Source organism: Xanthomonas sp. DAR33341 (assembly GCF_003992815.1).
Lineage (GTDB): Bacteria > Pseudomonadota > Gammaproteobacteria > Xanthomonadales > Xanthomonadaceae > Xanthomonas > Xanthomonas cissicola.
Genome location: NZ_QEYV01000038.1, coordinates 99,990 through 117,522 on the forward strand (window position 1 = coordinate 99,990; position 17,533 = coordinate 117,522).

13 protein-coding genes are annotated in these 17,533 nt (G+C 65.1%); 8 read left to right on the plus strand and 5 right to left on the minus strand.

The features are described from left to right. Positions 1-57 precede the first annotated feature (57 nt). Positions 58-549 carry an acyl-CoA thioesterase gene (locus tag EO156_RS19875; protein ID WP_003486865.1) on the plus strand — a complete coding sequence of 164 codons (492 nt, stop codon included), beginning with the start codon at positions 58-60 and terminating at the stop codon, positions 547-549. A gap of 207 nt (positions 550-756) precedes the next feature. Here the strand turns inward: EO156_RS19875 and EO156_RS19880 are convergent, their stop codons facing one another. Together EO156_RS19880 and EO156_RS19885 are read right to left on the minus strand one after the other, a co-directional pair. Beyond that, on the minus strand, positions 757-1,506 hold the full coding sequence (locus tag EO156_RS19880) for a C40 family peptidase (RefSeq protein ID WP_003486867.1): 750 nt from the start codon (positions 1,504-1,506) through the stop codon (positions 757-759). A 109-nt stretch (positions 1,507-1,615) separates the two neighbouring features. After that, positions 1,616-2,158, minus strand: a complete 543-nt coding sequence (locus tag EO156_RS19885; protein WP_029829207.1) for a C40 family peptidase — start codon at positions 2,156-2,158, stop codon at positions 1,616-1,618. Positions 2,159-2,267: 109 nt separating this feature from the next. Between EO156_RS19885 and EO156_RS19890 the strand changes: the two genes are divergently transcribed. From EO156_RS19890 to EO156_RS19915, 6 genes are all read left to right on the plus strand, one after another. Next, on the plus strand, positions 2,268-2,747 hold the full coding sequence (locus EO156_RS19890) for a peptidylprolyl isomerase (protein WP_003486870.1): 480 nt from the start codon (positions 2,268-2,270) through the stop codon (positions 2,745-2,747). 235 nt (positions 2,748-2,982) lie between these two features. Beyond that, complete coding sequence (locus tag EO156_RS19895) at positions 2,983-4,227, plus strand: DUF418 domain-containing protein (RefSeq protein ID WP_016848649.1); 1,245 nt, start codon at positions 2,983-2,985, stop codon at positions 4,225-4,227. Between the two features lie 7 nt (positions 4,228-4,234). Continuing rightward, complete coding sequence (locus EO156_RS19900) at positions 4,235-5,485, plus strand: FAD-dependent oxidoreductase (protein ID WP_033482838.1); 1,251 nt, start codon at positions 4,235-4,237, stop codon at positions 5,483-5,485. Next, positions 5,482-6,852 carry a glutathione-disulfide reductase gene (gene gorA / locus EO156_RS19905; RefSeq protein ID WP_003486876.1) on the plus strand — a complete coding sequence of 457 codons (1,371 nt, stop codon included), beginning with the start codon at positions 5,482-5,484 and terminating at the stop codon, positions 6,850-6,852. The genes EO156_RS19900 and gorA overlap by 4 nt, the downstream gene beginning before the upstream one ends. Positions 6,853-7,292: 440 nt before the next feature. Beyond that, positions 7,293-7,700 carry an MGMT family protein gene (locus EO156_RS19910; protein ID WP_033480569.1) on the plus strand — a complete coding sequence of 136 codons (408 nt, stop codon included), beginning with the start codon at positions 7,293-7,295 and terminating at the stop codon, positions 7,698-7,700. A 40-nt stretch (positions 7,701-7,740) separates the two neighbouring features. Then, positions 7,741-8,436: a rhomboid family intramembrane serine protease gene (locus EO156_RS19915; RefSeq protein ID WP_003486879.1), complete on the plus strand. Its 696-nt coding sequence runs from the start codon at positions 7,741-7,743 to the stop codon at positions 8,434-8,436. 219 nt (positions 8,437-8,655) lie between these two features. Here EO156_RS19915 and EO156_RS19920 read toward each other — a convergent pair whose 3' ends face one another. The 3 genes from EO156_RS19920 to EO156_RS19935 all read right to left on the minus strand — a co-directional run bounded on the left by EO156_RS19920 (position 8,656) and on the right by EO156_RS19935 (position 15,444). Further along, entirely contained in the window at positions 8,656-10,671 is a 2,016-nt protein-coding gene (locus EO156_RS19920; protein ID WP_003486881.1) for a M13 family metallopeptidase, read from the minus strand. Positions 10,672-10,855: 184 nt separating this feature from the next. After that, a complete protein-coding gene (locus tag EO156_RS19925; protein WP_016848651.1) occupies positions 10,856-12,955 on the minus strand; it encodes a M13 family metallopeptidase in 2,100 nt (699 codons plus the stop codon). A gap of 386 nt (positions 12,956-13,341) precedes the next feature. Next, the gene (locus EO156_RS19935; protein WP_016848652.1) at positions 13,342-15,444 is read right to left on the minus strand and encodes a M13-type metalloendopeptidase; all 2,103 of its coding nucleotides are present in this window, start codon (positions 15,442-15,444) and stop codon (positions 13,342-13,344) included. Between the two features lie 449 nt (positions 15,445-15,893). Between EO156_RS19935 and EO156_RS19940 the strand changes: the two genes are divergently transcribed. Beyond that, a complete protein-coding gene (locus EO156_RS19940) occupies positions 15,894-17,489 on the plus strand; it encodes an NAD(P)/FAD-dependent oxidoreductase (protein WP_016848653.1) in 1,596 nt (531 codons plus the stop codon). Positions 17,490-17,533: the final 44 nt, after the last annotated feature.

The window sequence follows — 17,533 nt, forward strand, 5'->3', positions numbered from 1 at the left end:
ACGACGAGTTCCACCCACATGGCACACTTCCAGCTCATCCATTGACGAGGGCGGGCGGTGATTGGCCAACAGCGTGATCTGACATTTCGTTTTCTGGCCGAGCCCAGCGACGTCAACTTCGGCGGCAAGGTGCATGGCGGCGTGGTGATGAAGTGGATCGACCAGGTTGGTTTTGCGGCGGCCAGTGGTTGGAGTGGGCATTACTGCGTCACCGTGGCGGTGGGCGGTATCCGCTTCGTGGCGCCGGTGCGCATCGGCGATCTGGTGGCCGTGTCGGCCAAGCTCGTCTACACCGGCCGCAGCAGCATGCATTTCGCGATCGATGTACGCGCGCGCAGTCCGATGGGCGGCGATTCGCGCCTGTGCACGCATTGCATCATCGTGTTCGTGGCGATGGATCCGGACGGGATCACCCCGGTGGAAGTGCCGTCCTGGCGGCCAGATACCCCGGAAGATCAACGCCTGGCGGAATACGCGCTCAAGGTGATGGAGTTGAGCAAGGGCATCGAGGACACCATGGCACGGTACAAGGCCGACGCCTCGCAGTAAGCCGCATCCCGTGTACCGGTAGATCATCTGCCCGATGACGGCGTAGGCGGTGCGGGCAGCGCGGCTCCTGGTGCGCCTGGCGCGTGGGCCGGTAGGCGCCGATAGAGGCTGCGCGGTCGCACATGGACGTCGCGGCCCGGTTCCGCGCAACAAAAAGGCCGCGAGATCGTCGCGGCCCTCTTCGAATGAGTCGAAAGCAACCGAGCGTTACAGCACCCGGCGCGCCTGGATGAACTTCTCGCTCCAGTAGCCGCTGGCCAGCGAATCCACGCGCACGTCCTTGCCGCGGCTGGGCGCGTGCAGGAACTTGCCGTCGCCGACCACCAGGCCGACATGGTCGATACGGCCACGCTTGCCGAAGAACACCAGGTCGCCAGCCTTCAGCGCGCTCGGGTCCTTGATCAGTTCGGCCGATTCGTCGCGGGCGATGTCGCGCGAGACGCGCGGCAGGTCGATGCCGAGCGCAGTCTTGAATACATAGCCGACCAGGCCGCTGCAGTCGAACCCTTCGGTGGATTCGCCGCCCCAGACGTACGGAGTGCCGAGCAGGGCCATGGCGCGCTGCAGGATCACCTGCACGCGGCTATCGGCCACGGCGTTCTGAGCAGCATTGGCTGCGCTCTGCGACACGTCGTAATTGGCAAGCAGGCGGCTGAGATCGCCAGCGAACATCGCCGAGCGGTCCATCAGCGGAATGGCGTCGTTGGCAGCCAGGTGCGGAAGCAGGGCGGCCAGTGTTGCGGTGGCAGCGGCGTCGGCGCGGCTGCGGGTTGCGGCCTTCTCGGCGGCGACGGCGCTGTCCGGCGTGGTCGTCTGCGGAGCGGATGGCGTGCTGCTGGCGGTCTGCGCGAATGCAGGAAGTGCTGCAATCAACAACGCGGTGGCGCATAGCAGGCGGAGCGGTTTCCGGGGCGGAAGCGGTGCGGCGCCAGGTTTGATCTGTTCGTCGTTCGTCACGCGGGAATCACAGTTCTGCTGTCGATGCGAGATGATGCCCTGGTGAAAGAATCGTTACGTTCAAAAAAAGTTAACTTTCCGTTTTATGACTTGTGATGTTCATCACATTTTAGTGCAAAACCCGCTTTGAACCTGAATAATGGTCACGCCAGTAAGCTCCATCCAGAAAATCCAAGCGGACCGTACCGCCGGTGGTAGGGGCATGCACGAAGCGGCCTTCACCTACATAAATGCCAACATGGGTCACGTTGCCTCCAGCGCCGAAAAACACCAGATCGCCGGTGGCAAGTCGCTCGGGCGGGATGCGCGGGCCCTGGATCGCGGCCAGTTCGCGCGAGGTGCGCGGTAGCGCCAGGGCCAATACGTCTTGGTAGACATAGGTGACCAGCCCGCTGCAGTCGAAGCCGGTCTGAGGCGTATTGCCGCCAAACCGGTACGGGGTGCCCACCAGCCCCAGCGCGCGCATCAGGATGTTGTTGGCGGCGGCCGGGTCGGCCGGCGGCACCTGCGGCCATACGCGCGCAGCCGGTGGTGGCACGGCCGGGCGCCGCACTGGCGCATGCGACGAACAGCCCCCCAGGAGCAGCAGGCCCAGCAACAGGCTGGCCGCGGCGCGTCGGGCGCTGGCGGCGAAAACTGGCGTGATATGCATGGAGCCGGGATAATGGGCGGTTCGAAAGGTCGCCATGATGGCGGCGCACCCGGCGGCCGACAAGCCGTCCTCAACCGTCTGCCACCGGGCAGCCCATTCAGAGCCAGGCATGAAGATCGAAAAAGACAGCGTCGTCCGCTTCCATTACACCGTTTCGGAGATCGGCCAGGAGCCGATCGAGAGCTCCAAGGAGCGTGACCCGTTGGCGATCATGATCGGCCACGGCAACATCATCCCGGGCCTGGAAGCGGCCATGATGGATAAGGAAGCCGGCGAGAGCTTCGGCGTTGACGTCAAGGCCACCGAAGCCTATGGCGAATACCGCGAAGGCCTGAGCCAGCGCGTGCCCAAGAAGCATTTCGGCGCCACCAAACTGGTGCCCGGCACCCAGGTCGTGCTGCAGACCAACTTCGGCCCGCGCGCGGTGACGGTGCAGAAGGTCGGCATGAGCGTGGTCGATGTGGACCTCAATCACCCGATGGCCGGCAAGGATCTGCATTTCGACGTGGAGATCGTCGAAGTGCGCGAAGCCACCGCGGAAGAACGCGACCACGGCCATGTGCACGGCGACGGCGGTCATCACCACTAAGGTCGGTCACGCACGCACGCGCTCGCGTGGCGGTTGGACGGATGGGACGCATGCGCACCACTGACGTAGGCCGGCCATCCGGCGCGACGGTGGTGCATGCGCGCCACACGCACATCGGCCCATGCCTGTGGGTTGCCGCGGTGCGTGCATGATTGCTGTTCCTGACGGCCCGCCCCATCGGCGGGCCGTCTGCATTCTGCGGCGCGCGCCGCCGCATCTGGTTGCCTGAGCCGTGATGACATCCCGCGACGTGCTGCTTCCCATTGCTGCGACCGAACGCATCGTCGTGCTGGATGTCCTGCGCGGCGTGGCGCTGCTGGGCATCCTGCTGATGAACATGGAAGCCTTCGTCGGGCCGCTCGATCTGGCCATGACCGGCGTGGAGCCGCATTGGCATGGCGCCGACCGGGTTGCCGATGCGCTGGTCTACGTGTTCGTGCAAGGCAAGTTCTACACGCTGTTTTCGCTGTTGTTCGGCATGGGCTTTGCGGTGATGGCGCAGCGCGCCGCACAGGCCGGGCGCGCATTCTTCGGCCTGTATCTACGCCGCACCCTCGGGCTGTTGGCGATCGGGCTTGCCCATGCATTGCTGGTGTGGTCCGGCGATGTTCTGGTGACCTATGCCCTGCTGGCGTTGTTGCTGCTGAGCGCGCGCAACGTGCCGACGGTGACGCTGCCGTGGTTCGCTGCATTGGTGTACCTGTGTGCACCTGGGTTGACCCTGCTGTATGGCGTGGCAGGCGAGCTGGCGCAGGCCGATCCTGCCGCGACGGTGCAGTGGAAAGCGGCGATGGCCGACGCCGCGCAGCAGGCGCTGGCGAATGTGCAGGCGCAGCGCGCCGCATTCGGCAGTGGCACTTACCTGCAAGCGACGGTGCAGCGCTGGCATGACTTTCAGGAAGCGATGACCGGCCTCAGCATCAACGGCCCGGCCATGCTCGGCATGTTCCTGCTCGGTGGCTGGTTCGTGCGCAGCGGTGCGATCGCCACGCCCGAGCGCTTCCCACGCTTGTTTGCGACGCTACGCTATGGCGTATTGCCGCTCGGGCTGGGCGTGATGCTGGCAAGTTATGCGTTGGAGCCGTGGATCGATCCGGCGCGTCTGGACCTGCGCCTGTCCGGCGCCTTCGCGCTGTCGCTGATTGCAGGGCCGTTGATGTGCCTGGGCTACGCCGCATGGGTGGTGCGCCTGGCATCGCGCCTGGCATGGCTTGCGCCAGCAGGGCGGATGGCATTGAGCAACTATCTGCTGCAATCGCTGGTCTGCACCGGCATCTTCTACGGCTACGGGCTGGGCTATTTCGAACAGCTGCCGCGGGTGTGGCAACTGCCGTTCGCACTGACACTGTTCGCGCTGCAGGTGCTGCTGAGCCGGTGCTGGCTGCATTGGTTCCGCTTCGGGCCGATGGAATGGCTATGGCGCAGCGTGACCTATCTGCAGGTGCCGCCGATGTGGCGTGGCGCCGGGCGCGCCGGGTAGCGCCTGCATGCACGGCAGCCGCGATGATGTGCTGGTGATCGGCGCGGGCGCGATTGGCCTGGCCACCGCGCTGGCACTTGTCGAAGCGGGCCGGCAGGTGCGTGTGCTCGATGCCGGTGCGACTGGGGCGGCGACCTCCTACGGCAATTGCGGCACCATCACGCCGAGCCATGCACCGCCGCTGGCGGCGCCCGGCATGATCGCGCAGGCATTGAAATGGATGTTCACCCCGGATGCCCCGCTGTATATCCCGCCCCGTCTGGATCCGGAGTTGTGGCGCTGGCTACTGCGCTTCGCACGGCGCTGCAATGCACGCGATTGGCAGTCCAGTGCACAGGCGCGGGCGGCGCTGTTGCACGATGCACGGCAGCGTTTCGACGCGTGGGTGGCGCGGTACGCGCTGGAGTGCGAGTTTCGCAACGACGGGCTGGATTACGTGTTCGGCGATGCGCGCCGCTTTGCGCAATACCGCGACGAATGCGCGCTGCTGGCGCAGTGGGGTATCCGGGCAGAGGTCATCGATGGTGCGGACTATATGCGTCAGGATCCCGCATTTCGCGATGGAATCGCTGGCGCGATCCACTTCCCGGGCGATGCGCATCTACGCCCGGAGCAATACACCGCAGAGCTTGCGAGAGTGCTGCGCGCACGTGGCGGGGTGATCGATGCGCACTGCCGCGTGCAGGCAATCGTGCCCGATGGAGGCGGCAGCTACGTGCAGACCGAGCACGGCAAGCGCCGTGCGCGCGAGGTGGTGATCGCAACCGGACCATGGTCGCCGGCGCTGGCGGCGCAACTTGGTCTGCGCCTGCCGGTGCAGGCCGGCAAGGGCTATTCGATTACCTACAGCGCGCCGCATCTGATGCCGCGTCGCCCGGTGGTGTTGAAGGACCGCTGGGTGTTCGTGGTGCCGTGGCGCGACCGCCTGCGCATCGGCAGCACGATGGAATTTTCCGGGCGCGATACGCAGCTCAATGCCACACGCCTGGCTGCGTTGGAGCGCGCGGCGGCCGAATATCTGCATACGCCACGCGGACCTGCAGTGATCGAACGCTGGTACGGATGGCGGCCGATGACCTGGGACGACGTGCCGGTGTTGGGCGCGGTGCCAGGCCATCCTCACGTCTGGCTCGCAGCCGGGCATGGCATGCTCGGCATCAGCATGAGCACTGCAAGCGGACAATTGATGGCCGACCTGATCACGGGCCGCGCACCTGCGCTGGACCCGCATCCTTACCGGGCGGAGCGTTTCGCATGAGTGCGCGTTACGACTACGACGTGGTGATTCTGGGCGGCGGGTCCGGCGGCCTCGCGGCGGGATTTCGCGCGGCAAAACATGGCGCGCGCGTGGCGATCATGGAGCCCGACGAATTGGGCGGCACCTGCGTCAATCTCGGTTGCGTGCCGAAGAAGGCGATGTGGCTGGCCGCCGATCTGGCCGGCAAGATCGAGTTGGCCAGCGCATTGGGATTCGATGTGCCGCGCCCGACGTTGGCCTGGCAGGAGCTGGTCACGCATCGGCAGGGGTACATCGCCAACATCCACGCCAGCTATCGACGCCGCCTCAACGAAGATGGCGTGGTCTTGATCCCGCAGCGCGGCGTATTGCAGGACCGCCATACCGTCATGGGCAGCGACGGCGTGCCGGTAACCGCCGGGCACATCGTGATCGCCACTGGCGCGCACGCGTTACGCCCGGACGTGGAGGGCGCAGAGCATGGCGAGGTCTCCGACGATTTCTTCAATCTCTGCCATGCGCCCGAGCAGGTCGCGATTATCGGCGGCGGCTATATCGCGGTGGAAATCGCTGGGCTGCTGCAGGCCTTAGGGAGCCGCGTGCATCTATTCGTGCAGGGCGAGCGCTTGCTGGAACGCTTCGATGCGGAACTGACCTTGCAGTTGGCCGACAACCTGCGCCATCTGGGCGTGCGGCTGCACTTCGGTTTCACCACCACCGCATTGGAGCGCGATATGCACGGTGCGCTGCGCGTGCATGGGCATTCCGTACATCCGCGCGAGCAGGGCAACGACGTCTTCGACAAGGTGTTTTTCGCGGTGGGCCGCCGCGCCAATACCGCAGGGCTGGGTCTGGACACCGTGGGTGTTGCGCTTGGCGACAAGGGCGAAGTGGTGGTGGACGACAGGCAGACCACCAACGTGCCGAATATTCACGCAATCGGCGATGTGGGCGGCAAGGTCGGACTGACGCCGGTGGCGATTGCGGCGGGGCGCAAGCTGATGGACCGCCTGTTCGGTCACCAACCGGATGCGCGCATGGATTACGAAAACGTGCCCAGCGTGGTGTTTTCGCACCCGCCGCTTGGCAATGTCGGGCTCACCGAAGAACAGGCACGTGCGCGCTACAACGGGGCGGTGCGCGTGTACCGCAGCAATTTCCGCCCGATGCTGCACGCACTGGCGGACGCGCCGCAGCGCAGCTTGTTCAAGCTGGTGTGCGTGGGCGAAGAAGAACGTGTGGTCGGCGTGCATCTGCTGGGTGAAAGCGCCGACGAAATGCTGCAAGGCTTTGCGGTGGCGGTGAAGATGGGCGCGACCAAGCGCGACTTCGACGAAACCGTGGCGATTCATCCCACCTCGTCTGAAGAGATTGTGTTGATGCACTGAGCGTTGCTTGCGCCATGGCGTCGCCGCCGCTGTCGATAATTGGTTGCCATGTGGCGGCGCATAAGGCGATGCCTTGATCGATGCCAGGCTGCGATATCCAGTGGCAGCCGTACCCTCATCCGGCGCTGCGCGCCACCTTGTCTCCGTAAAGGGGGGGGGGCAGTGTCTTGATGGGAAGGATTGAAGCGTCTCTCCCATGGAAGAGGGATTAGGGGAAGGGTTCGGTAGAAGCGACTTATTAATCCCCTCGATCTGATATTCATGCTTTTTGTATTTTTTACCCGGGGGCGATGTCGACTTATTGCGTTGCCTCATTGGTTTGCTTGCTTCGCCCGTACCCTCACCCCAGCCCCTCTCCCCGGGGGAGAGGGGCTGGCAAGTTTCCCTTCGCGTGCAAGCCGATCCGCACACGCACGCCGATCAGCTGGCATGCTTGCACGATGCCCACATCTCGCCATCCAACGCCGCGCGGCACTGCCGGCCCGCCTGTGCGTGCCGGCTCCAAGGGTGAGTCACTGTCCGGCGAGCAGGCGCGGCTGCGGATTGTCCAGATAATCCGCACAATTCCCGCGGGCGAGGTCGCCGGTTATGGGGAAGTTGCCCGGCGCGCCGGCCTGCCGGGCCGTGCGCGTCTGGTGGCACGCGTGCTCAGCGGCAACGACGACCCAAAGCTTCCCTGGCATCGCGTATTGCGTAGCGATGGCCGGATTGCCTTGCCCGAAGGCTCGGCAGGCTACCGGGAGCAATGCCAGCGCCTGCGCGCCGAGGGCGTCCAGGTGGAACGGGGCCGTGTGCGCCGGGCCAGCGCCGCACAGCGGCTGGATGCGGCCGTGTGGGGGCCTTCATAAGCCTGCCGTTATCATCGGCAGCATTCCGAAGGAAGCCACCATGCCTCAACTACCGCCCATCACCAAAGCATTACTGATCGCCAACATCGGCTTGTTCCTGCTGCAATGGGCGGTGGGCGACCTGGGCGCCGGCGTGTTGCCATCGGACAGCGTGTTGTCGTGGCTGATGTTGTGGCCGCTGTCCAACGGCTTCGATGCATTTTCGCCGGGCGCCAGCTTCATGCCGTGGCAGCTGCTGACCTACGCGTTCCTGCATGGCGGCTTCAACCATCTGTTTTTCAACATGCTGGCGCTTTTCATGTTTGGCGCGCCGTTGGAACAGACCTGGGGCCAGAAGCGCTTTCTTACCTACTACCTCGTGTGCGTGGCCGGCGCCGGGCTGTGCCAGTTGTTGATGGCCTGGTTCACGCAAAGCGGTGCGCCGGTCGTGGGCGCATCGGGTGGCGTGTTCGGTTTGCTGCTGGCGTACGGAATGCTGTTCCCCAATCAGCGCGTGATGCTGCTGTTCCCGCCGATTCCAATGAAGGCGCGGACCTTCGTGATCGTGTTCGGCGCAATCGAGTTATTGCTGGGGGCGACCGGTTGGCAGCCTGGCGTGGCCCACTTCGCGCATCTGGGCGGCATGCTGTTCGGCTGGCTGATGATCCGCTACTGGCGCGGCCAGTCGCCATTCGGCGGCAGCGGCGGAAGGAAGGGCGGTGGGAAGCGCAAGCCGCCGTTACGCGTGGTGCGTTGAGTCGGGCAATGCTGCTTCGTTGCGCGTGATCCGTAGGAGCGGCCTTGGCCGCGATGGGCATCATCGGGAACACCTCAGCGCGGCCAGGGCCGCTCCTACATGGATGGACGTCGCAGAAGCCAGCACGGATCGTAGCTGACACGCTTTCCCGCGAATGCCACAGACAAAGAAAGAGCGCGGGATCCGCGCTCTTTTTTGATTGCCTAACCTCGGCGAGGATCAGCGCCAGACTTTGATCTGGTCCGCATCCACGCGCTGCATCGGCTGGCCGGCCTTGCAGCTGAACGTTGCACCGAACTCGGGCAGGTTCGAAAGCGGGCCGTTGGTGCGCCACTGGCCCGGTGCGCGGATGTCGGCGCTTGCGCGCTGTACCGCTTCGTTGGGCGACAACTGCTGCGCCCACAGCCCGGCCCAGGCAGTGAAGAAGGCCTGCTTGTCGGCCTCGGTGGCTGCCGGCTGCGCCTTGCTGAATGCCTGCCAGGCCAATTCGACGCCTGCCAGATCGGCCAGGTTCTCTTCGGCGGTCTGCGCACCATTGACCTTGGCGTTGGGCACGCCCGGATACGGGTAGGCCGAGAACTGCGTGGCGACCTTGTTGGTCAGCATCGTCCAGCTCGCCTTTTCGGCCGGCGTCCACCAGCTGCGCAATTCACCCTTGGCATCGACCAGCGAGCCCTTGGCATCGATCGCACGGGTGATCTCGTGTGCGACCAGCGCACCGTACGCACCGTACTGCGCCGCCTGCGTTCCGCCGGTGGTCAACACCGGCGCCTGCAACACGGCGGCAGTGACGATCAGGCGGTTCTGCGCGATGTCGTAGGCCACCGCCGGCTGTTGCGGCAGCACGTCCCAGCGACGGTCGGCGTTGCCCTTGCCGATGCGCTTCATCTCTTCGCGGTGGCGCCAGGTCGAGGCGATCAGCATGTTGCCGCCGAAGCTGCCGCGCCCCATCGGCTGCACGGTGTAATCCAGGTCGCGTCGCGGCGCGCCGACTTCGATCTTCATCGCAGCCAGCTTGGCCTTGGCTTCGGCCACCACCTCGCCGTTGCCCCAACCGGTGCGCTCCAGCGCGGCCAGCTGCGCATCGCGCACCTGGTCGGCGATGGCTTCGGCCTGGCGACGGGTGTCGCTGCTCAGATAACGCGACACGTACTCGCGGCCGAGCATCGGGCCGGCGGCTACGTTGATCGCGTCCAGCACCTGCTGCCAACGCTGCGGCGGCACCGCATCGCCACGCAGCAGACGGCCGCGGAACTGGTATTCGGCATCGTGGAAGCTCTTGGACAGGTACGGCGCCATCGCATCGCCCACGCGCCAGCGCAGGTAGGCCTTCCACTGGTCCGGCTTGATGCTGACGATCATGCTGTCGAGTTGCTTGAACATGGCCGGGTCGGCCATCGACACCAGGTCGTCCTTGACGCCTTGCGCTTCCAGAAAGTCGGCCAGGCGCAGGTTCTTGTACTGCTTGCCCAGTTCCTTGGTGGCGATCGGTGCGTAGTTGTTGAACGGGTTGTTGATGCCCTGCACCGACTGCGCGCTACGCGCCAGCGCGGTTTCGATCTGCAGCACGGAGGCGGCGTCGGCGTCGAGCTTGTCGGCGGCGGTGCCGGTGAGCGCCAGGATCTGCTTGACGTAGGCGCGGTAGCGGCCCATCAGCGCCTGGGTGTCGGCGTCGGTGCGGGTGTAGAAGGCCGGGTCGGGCAGGCCCATGCCGCCCTGCATGAAGTAGCCGATATGGCGATCGAGCGCCTTCAGGTCCACGTCCGGGCCGAAATTGAAGCCGACCGGAATACCGACCTGATGCAACGCGGCGATGGAAGCGGGCACATCCTTGGCCTTCTTGATCGCGTCGATGCGCGAGAGCAGGGGGGCGATCGGGTTGGAGCCGTCCTTTTCGACAGCCGCCTCGTCCAGGCCGCTGGCCCAGAAATCGCCAAGCAGCTTCTGCACGTTGCCCTGCGGGGACTTCATCGATGCGTCGAGCAACTCGCGCTGCTGCTGCAGGGCGCGCTCGGACAATTGACCCAGCGCGGTGACGGCGCCGGCCTGCGGCACGGGGTTGGCCTTGAGCCAGCTGGCGTTGGCGTAGTCGTAGAAATTGGTGCAGGCCGCCGAGACGGCCGGAGCCTTGGGCGCCGCGGCCTTCTTCTTGCGAGCGGCGTCGGCGTCGGGGGCGGACAGCAGCGAGATCAGGCTGAAGCCAAGAGCGAGGGCAAGCGGACGAATGGTGGGCATCGAGAAGAAGGGTGGCCAGATTGAAGTCGGCGGAGTTTAGCAAGGCTGCGTGCCGCGCAGGCAGGCGCGCGCGCCGGTTCGTGCTCGCTGCCGGCCGCTTGCATGAATGCGACAGGCCCGCGCGTGCGGGCCTGTGCCGGGTGCCATCGTGGTGGAAGCGCTTGCAGCCGCCGCCTGTGCAGGCTTACCAGATCACCACGCGGTCTTGTTCTGGCCGCACCATCGCATCGCCGGCCTTGCAGGAAAATGCCTTGGCGAAAGAGGGCATGTTCGAGGGCGGGGCAATGGCGCGCAGGTTGTCCGGCGCATGCGGGTCGCTCGCCAGGTAGACCAGCTGCTGCTGCTCGCGTGTCTGCCCACGCCAAGTGCGTGCGTAGTTCAGGAAAAAGCGTTGATCCGGGCTGTACCCGTCGATCGCGATGGCGCGTTCCGGGTGCGCGCGCAGATCTGCCTGCAACGCATCGTAGGCGACGTTGAGGCCGCCCAGATCGGCGATGTTCTCGCCCAGGCTGAGCTTGCCATTGACGTGCACCGTAGGGTGGTCGGGTAGCGGCACGTAGGCATCGAACTGTTTGATCAGTCGGTCGGCACGCTGCTCGAAGGCCTTGCGATCCTGCGGCGTCCACCAGTCGACATTGTTACCGGCGCCGTCGAACTGCCTGCCCTCATCGTCGAAGCCGTGCGTGGCTTCATGCCCGATCACCGCGCCGATGCCGCCGTAGTTCAAGGCATCGTCTGCGCTGGCGTCGAAGAACGGCGGCTGCAGAATTCCGGCCGGGAAATTGATGGAATTTGTGCTGGGGTTGTAATACGCATTGACGGTCTGCGGCGTCGTCGACCAACGCATGCGGTCGGTGGGTTTACCGATCCGGGCGATGTCGTCGTGATAGTTGAACTTCGCTGCCGCCTGTAGGTTGCGGTAATACGCGCCGGGCACGATCTCCAGCCCCGACCAGTCGCGCCAGGTGTCGGGGTAGCCGATTTTTGGCAGGAATGTTTGCCACTTGGCGATGGCCTTGGCTTTGGTTTCCGGGCTCATCCAGTCGACGCGTTCGATGCGTGCCTTGAGCGCGGCACGCACGTTGTCGACCAGGTCGCTGGCACGCTGTTTTGCTTCCGGCGTGAACACCTTGGCGACATAGAGTTGCCCCAGCCCTTCGCCCATTGCGCCGTTGACCGTGCGCAATACGCGTTTCCAACGTGGCTGCTGTTCGGGTTGCCCGGATAGCGTTTTGCCGTAGAAGGCGAAGTTGTTGTCGACGAACGCCTTGCTGAGCTGCCTGGATGCATCGTCGATGGTGTGGAAGCGCAGGTAGGCCTGCCATTGTGCGATCGGAGCATTCGCCAGCTGACGATCGAATTCAGCGAAGAACCGCGGCTGCGACAGGGAAAAGCCGGCACCGCTGTCGAGGCCTTGCACAGCGAAGAAATTGCTCCATGCAAAGTGCGGCGTGAGTTTGTCGGCCTCGGCCGTGCTGACGAAGTGATACTGGTTCTTGGGGTCGCGCGCCTCGGTGCGTGTGAGCGAGGCGGCCGCCAGCCGCGTTTCGAGCGCCAGGACCTGGCTCGCCTGCGCCTTGGCGGCATCGGCGGTGCTGCCAGTGAGTTCGAAGGATTTGGCGATATACGCCAGATATGCCTTCCGAATGGGCGCGTATTCGGGCGCGGTGTAGTACTCCTTGGTCGGCAGGCCTAGCCCATCTTCCTGCGCGAACCCGATCTGCCTGTCTGCATGTTTGAAGTCGGCAGCCGCTCCGAAGTCGAAGACATGCTTATCGCCTTCGGCAAAACGATGAGTGATGTAGTCGGCAACGGCCTTGCCTGAGGTCAGCGCGGCGATGGCGTCGAGCTGTGGCTTGATCGGCTGGTCGCCAGCCGCTTCGATGGCCGCTTCATCCATGCCCGAGGCGTACAGCATGCCGATCTTGTGGGCGACAGGATTGGGTTGGGTACCCGACTGCGTTGCGGCGTCTTCGACAATCTGGCGTTGGGTGGTCAGGCTGTTCTCCACGAGCACGTCGGTGACGCTCCAACTGGTGCGGTCGGCCGGGATGGGATTGGCTTTTTTCCAACGGCCATTGACGAAATCGTCCAGGTTCTGGCACGCGCTGGTGGTTGCATCCAGTTCGCCGATATCGAACGCAGGTTTCGCTGCCGCTGGCGTCGCTGCGGGTGCCGAGGTTGCGGTTTTTTCCGGTGTGCTGCTGGTTTGCGCTTCGCGTTGGCAGCCTGTCAGGGCGACCAGCAGGGCAAGGGCAAGCGTGGAGGTGTTGGTCGGTGACATGGGCGCCAGTGGCTGGGATAAACGCCGAGTATAAGCGGACCCATCAACAGGGGCGCATGTGTTGAGGTTTGTTGAGGCTTGCATGCAGGCGCGATTGCAGATCGCACCGCATTGCAGCTGGTGTTTGCGGGTCTTGCGTACAGCCTGCGCTTGCGGCCAGGCGCAGCGATGGCGTGGCAGCAGGATGTGCGTTGTACGCGTTGGTCGGCACGCGTCTGGCGACGCGTGTGTGCAGGAAAGGTCATCCATTGCCGGGGCATGGCCTGCATCGGTCGTTGGCGCCGGTTGGCGGATATGGAAAAGACCATGCGGGAAATACCGGGCGTACAAAGAAAACGGGCGGCCGTCTTTCGATGGCCGCCCGTCGTTTTACCGCGACTGCGCAATTACCAGATCACGACCTGCTTGTCGCCCTGACGCACCATCGCATCGCCCGCCTTGCACGAGAACGCGGCGGCGAATGCCGGCATGTTCGACGGTGCGCCGATGGCGCGGAAGTTCGCCGGTGCATGCGGGTCGGTCTTCAGGCGCACGACCAGTTCTTCCGGGGTGAAGTTGCGACGCCACACCGTGGCCCAGTTCAGGAAGAAGCGCTGGTCGCGGGTGATGCCGTCGGTCTTGGGGTCGTCCTTGCCGGCAGTGGCGGCCTTCATGGCGTCGTAGGCGGTGTTCAGGCCACCCAGGTCGGCGATGTTTTCGCCCAGGGTCAGGTCGCCCTTGACCTTGTCGCCGGCCGGCGTGCGGTAGCCGTCGAACTGCGCCACCAGCTTGCCGGTGCGTGCCTTGAACGCGTCCAGATCCTTCTGCGTCCACCAACCCGGATCGGGGATGAAGTTGCCATCGGCGCCGAAGCGGCTGCCCTGGTCGTCGTAACCGTGGGTCATCTCATGGCCGATCACTGCACCGATGCCGCCGTAGTTCATTTCCTCCGGCGCATTCGGGTCGAAGAACGGCGGCTGCAGGATGGCGGCCGGGAACACGATTTCGTTCTGCAGCGGGTTGTAGTACGCGTTGACCGTCTGCGGGCTCATGCCCCATTCGGTCTTGTCCACCGGCTTGCCGATCTTGGACAGGTTCCACTTGTAGTTGAACTCCTGGGCGGCCATCACGTTGCCCAGGTAGCTGTCGCGGCCGGTGCTCAGGCCGTTCCACTCACGCCACTTTTCCGGATAGCCGATCTTGGGCGTAAAGCTCTCCCACTTGGCGATGGCCTTGGTCTTGGTCTCCGGGCTCATCCAGTCCAGCTTCTCGATGCGGGCCTTCAGCGCGGTACGCAGATTGGTCACCAGGGTTTCCATCTTGGCCTTGGAATCGGCCGGGAAGGCGACCTTGACGTACAGCTGGCCCAGCGCTTCGCCGGCCTGGCCGTTGATGGTGGCCAGCACGCGCTTCCAACGCGGCTTGATTTCCTTCTGGCCGCGCATGGTCTTGTTGTAGAACGCAAAGTTCTCATCGACGAACGGCTGGCTCAGGAACGGCGAAGCGCCATCGACGGTGTGGAAGCGCAGGTACGCGCGCCAGATCGCCGGGTCGGTGTCGGCGATCATCTTGCTCACTTCCTGGTGGAAGGCCGGGATCGCCAGCGAGAACATCTCCGGTGTGGCCACGCCCTGCGACTTGAAGAACTCGGTCCACGACCAGTTCGGGGTCAGCTTGTCGGCCTCGGCCGGCGAGATCGGGTTATAGGCCAGCGAGGCGTCGCGCGACATCTGGGTGCTGGTCTTGGAGACCTTGGCCAGGCGGGTTTCGAAAGCGACCACTTGCTTGGCCTGCGCGGCGGCATCGGCCGCAGCCACGCCGGACAGTTCCAGCACCTTGGCCACGTGCGCCTGATACGCCTCCAGCTTGGCCTTGTTGGCGGGGCTGGTGTAGTACTCCGGGTCCGGCAGGCCCAGGCCGCCCTGCATGGCATAGGCGATGTTCTGGCTGGACTTCTTGAAGTCCGCTTCGGCGCCGAAGCCGAAAAGCGCGTTGTTGCCCTTGGCCGCGCTGCTGCGCAGATAGTCGACCAGCTTTGCCTGGTCGCTGATGGCGTCGATGGCGGCCAGCTCCGGCTTCAGCGGCTCGATGCCCTGTGCGTTGATCTTTGCTTCGTCCATGCCGGTCGACCACAGGTCGCCGACGATCTTTTCCACACCGGTGGCCTTGCTGTCGGCGGCGGCCTGTTCCACCAACTGCCGCTGGATCGCGTTGGAGCGCTCGTCGAGCATCTCGAACGCGCCCCAGCTGGTGCGATCGCTCGGTACCGGGTTGGCGGCCAGGAACTTGGCATTGGCGTAGGCGTTCAGATCGGTACACGCATTGCTGTTGGGGTCCAGGTCGGCCGCGGTGAACTGGTTCACTGCCGGCAGCTTGCTCTGGTCCAGGGTCAGCGTCTTGGGTGCCGCCGGGTTGGCGGCCGCGGTGTCGCCCGCCGGGGCCGCAGGTGCGGCGTCTTCGGACTTCTTGCAACCGCTCAGGGCGGTGGCCACGGCCAGGGTCAGCGTCAATAAATGAGGTGTACGAATCACGAAGGACTCCAGAGGCATCAATGGGAAGCCCCGTCGCCGGGGCCGTGGCCGGCACTCTACGCCTCGCCAGCCGGATGGCATGGTGTCGAAGGTCATGGGTGCGGGGCGTAGGGGGCCGGGCGAGGCACCAGCTTTTAGGGCGCGGTGGTGCCTTACACGAGTTGAGCCGCCCCGTCATCGCCAACAGGCAACGGCGGCACTGCCGATCACACAACGTGCAGCTGCCGGCTGGACGCATCGGTGGACTCAACCTCGAATCATCGAGCGCGGCACTTGCTGCAGCAAACACCAGCCGCACTTTGCAGCGGCTGCTCCTCGCCTACCACTGCACGCGCCGGCGCGGTGTTGCGTCGGTAGCGACGGGCGGGCGTGCATGCGCTGCCGCTGCCAGATGGTGGGCGCGGGTGAGCGGTGCTATATACCGGTGCATGGCCATTGCCTCTGAACCCCTGGATGCACTGATCATCGGCGCCGGCCACAACGGGCTGGTGTGCGCTGCCTATCTGGCCAGGGCCGGCAAACGGGTGCTGGTGCTGGAAGCGCGCGAGGTGGTCGGCGGTGCGGCGGTGACCGAGGAGTTTCATCCCGGTTTCCGCAATTCGGTGGCGGCGTACACGGTGTCGTTGCTGCAGCCCAGGGTCATCGCCGATCTGGCACTGGAGCGCCATGGCCTGCACGTGGTGCCGCGACGCATCAACAACTTTCTGCCGTTGCCGAACGGCGACTATCTGCTTGCCGGGGCAGGGCGCACGGCACAGGACGTCGCCAGGTTCTCGGCGCGGGATGCGGCTGCCTTGCCCGCCTACGAAGCGCGATTGGAGCAACTGGCCGATGTATTGCGTGCGCTGGCCTTGCAGCCACCGCCCGATGTCACCGATGGCGGCTGGCTGCAGGCATTGCCTCAGCTATGGCGGGCAGGCAAGCTCGGACTGCAGTTGCAGGGCCTGCCGCTGACATTGCGTCAGGAGCTGTTGGACCTGTTCACGATTTCAGCGGCCGAGTATCTGGATCGCTGGTTCGAAAGCGCGCCGATCAAGGCCTTGTTCGGCTTCGATGGCATCGTCGGCAATTACGCCAGCCCTCACACGCCGGGCACCGCATACGTGTTGTTGCACCACGTGTTCGGGCAGAGCAACGGGGTCAAGGGGGCGTGGGGCCACGCCATTGGCGGCATGGGCGCGATCACTCAGGCCATGGCCGCCAGCGCGCGCGAGCACGGGGCGCAACTGCGTACCGGCTGCGCGGTGGAGCGCGTGCTGGTAGAGCAGGGGCATGCGGTCGGTGTCGTCACGACCGCCGGCGAAACCGTCCGCGCTCGCGCGGTCGTGGCCAACGTCAACCCGAAACTGCTGTATCAGCGCCTGATGCGGCCAGACGACGTGCCTGCGACAACGCGCGAACGTATTGCGCATTACCGCTGCGGGTCGGGCACCTTCCGCATGAATGTCGCGCTCTCGCGCCTGCCGGACTTCGCGGCATTACCCGGCAATGGCGATCATCTGACCGCCGGCATCATCCTGGCGCCGAGCCTGGACTACATGGACCGCGCCTGGCACTACGCGCGCGCTTTCGGGTGGTCGCGTGAGCCGGTGGTCGAACTGCTCATTCCCAGCACCCTGGACGACACCCTTGCGCCACCTGGCCAGCATGTCGCCAGCCTGTTCTGCCAGCACGTGGCCCCGCAACTGCCCGACGGCAGGCGGTGGGACGATCACCGCGAAGAGGTGGCCGATCTGATGATCGCCACGGTGGAGCGCTACGCGCCCGGGTTCGCCGCATCGGTACTGGGCCGGCAAGTGCTAAGCCCGCTCGATCTGGAACGCATCTTCGGCCTGGTGGGCGGCGACATCTTCCACGGCGCCCTCAGCCTCAATCAGCTGTTCAGCGCACGCCCGCTACTGGGCCAGGGTGCGTATCGCGGCGCGGTGCCAGGGCTGTATCTGTGCGGCTCCGGGACCCATCCCGGTGGAGGCGTGACGGGTGCGCCTGGGCATAACGCGGCGCGGGTGATTCTCCGCGGCTGAGCCAAACCGCTACCCATCTGCAAAAGAAAGCCCCGAACTAGCCG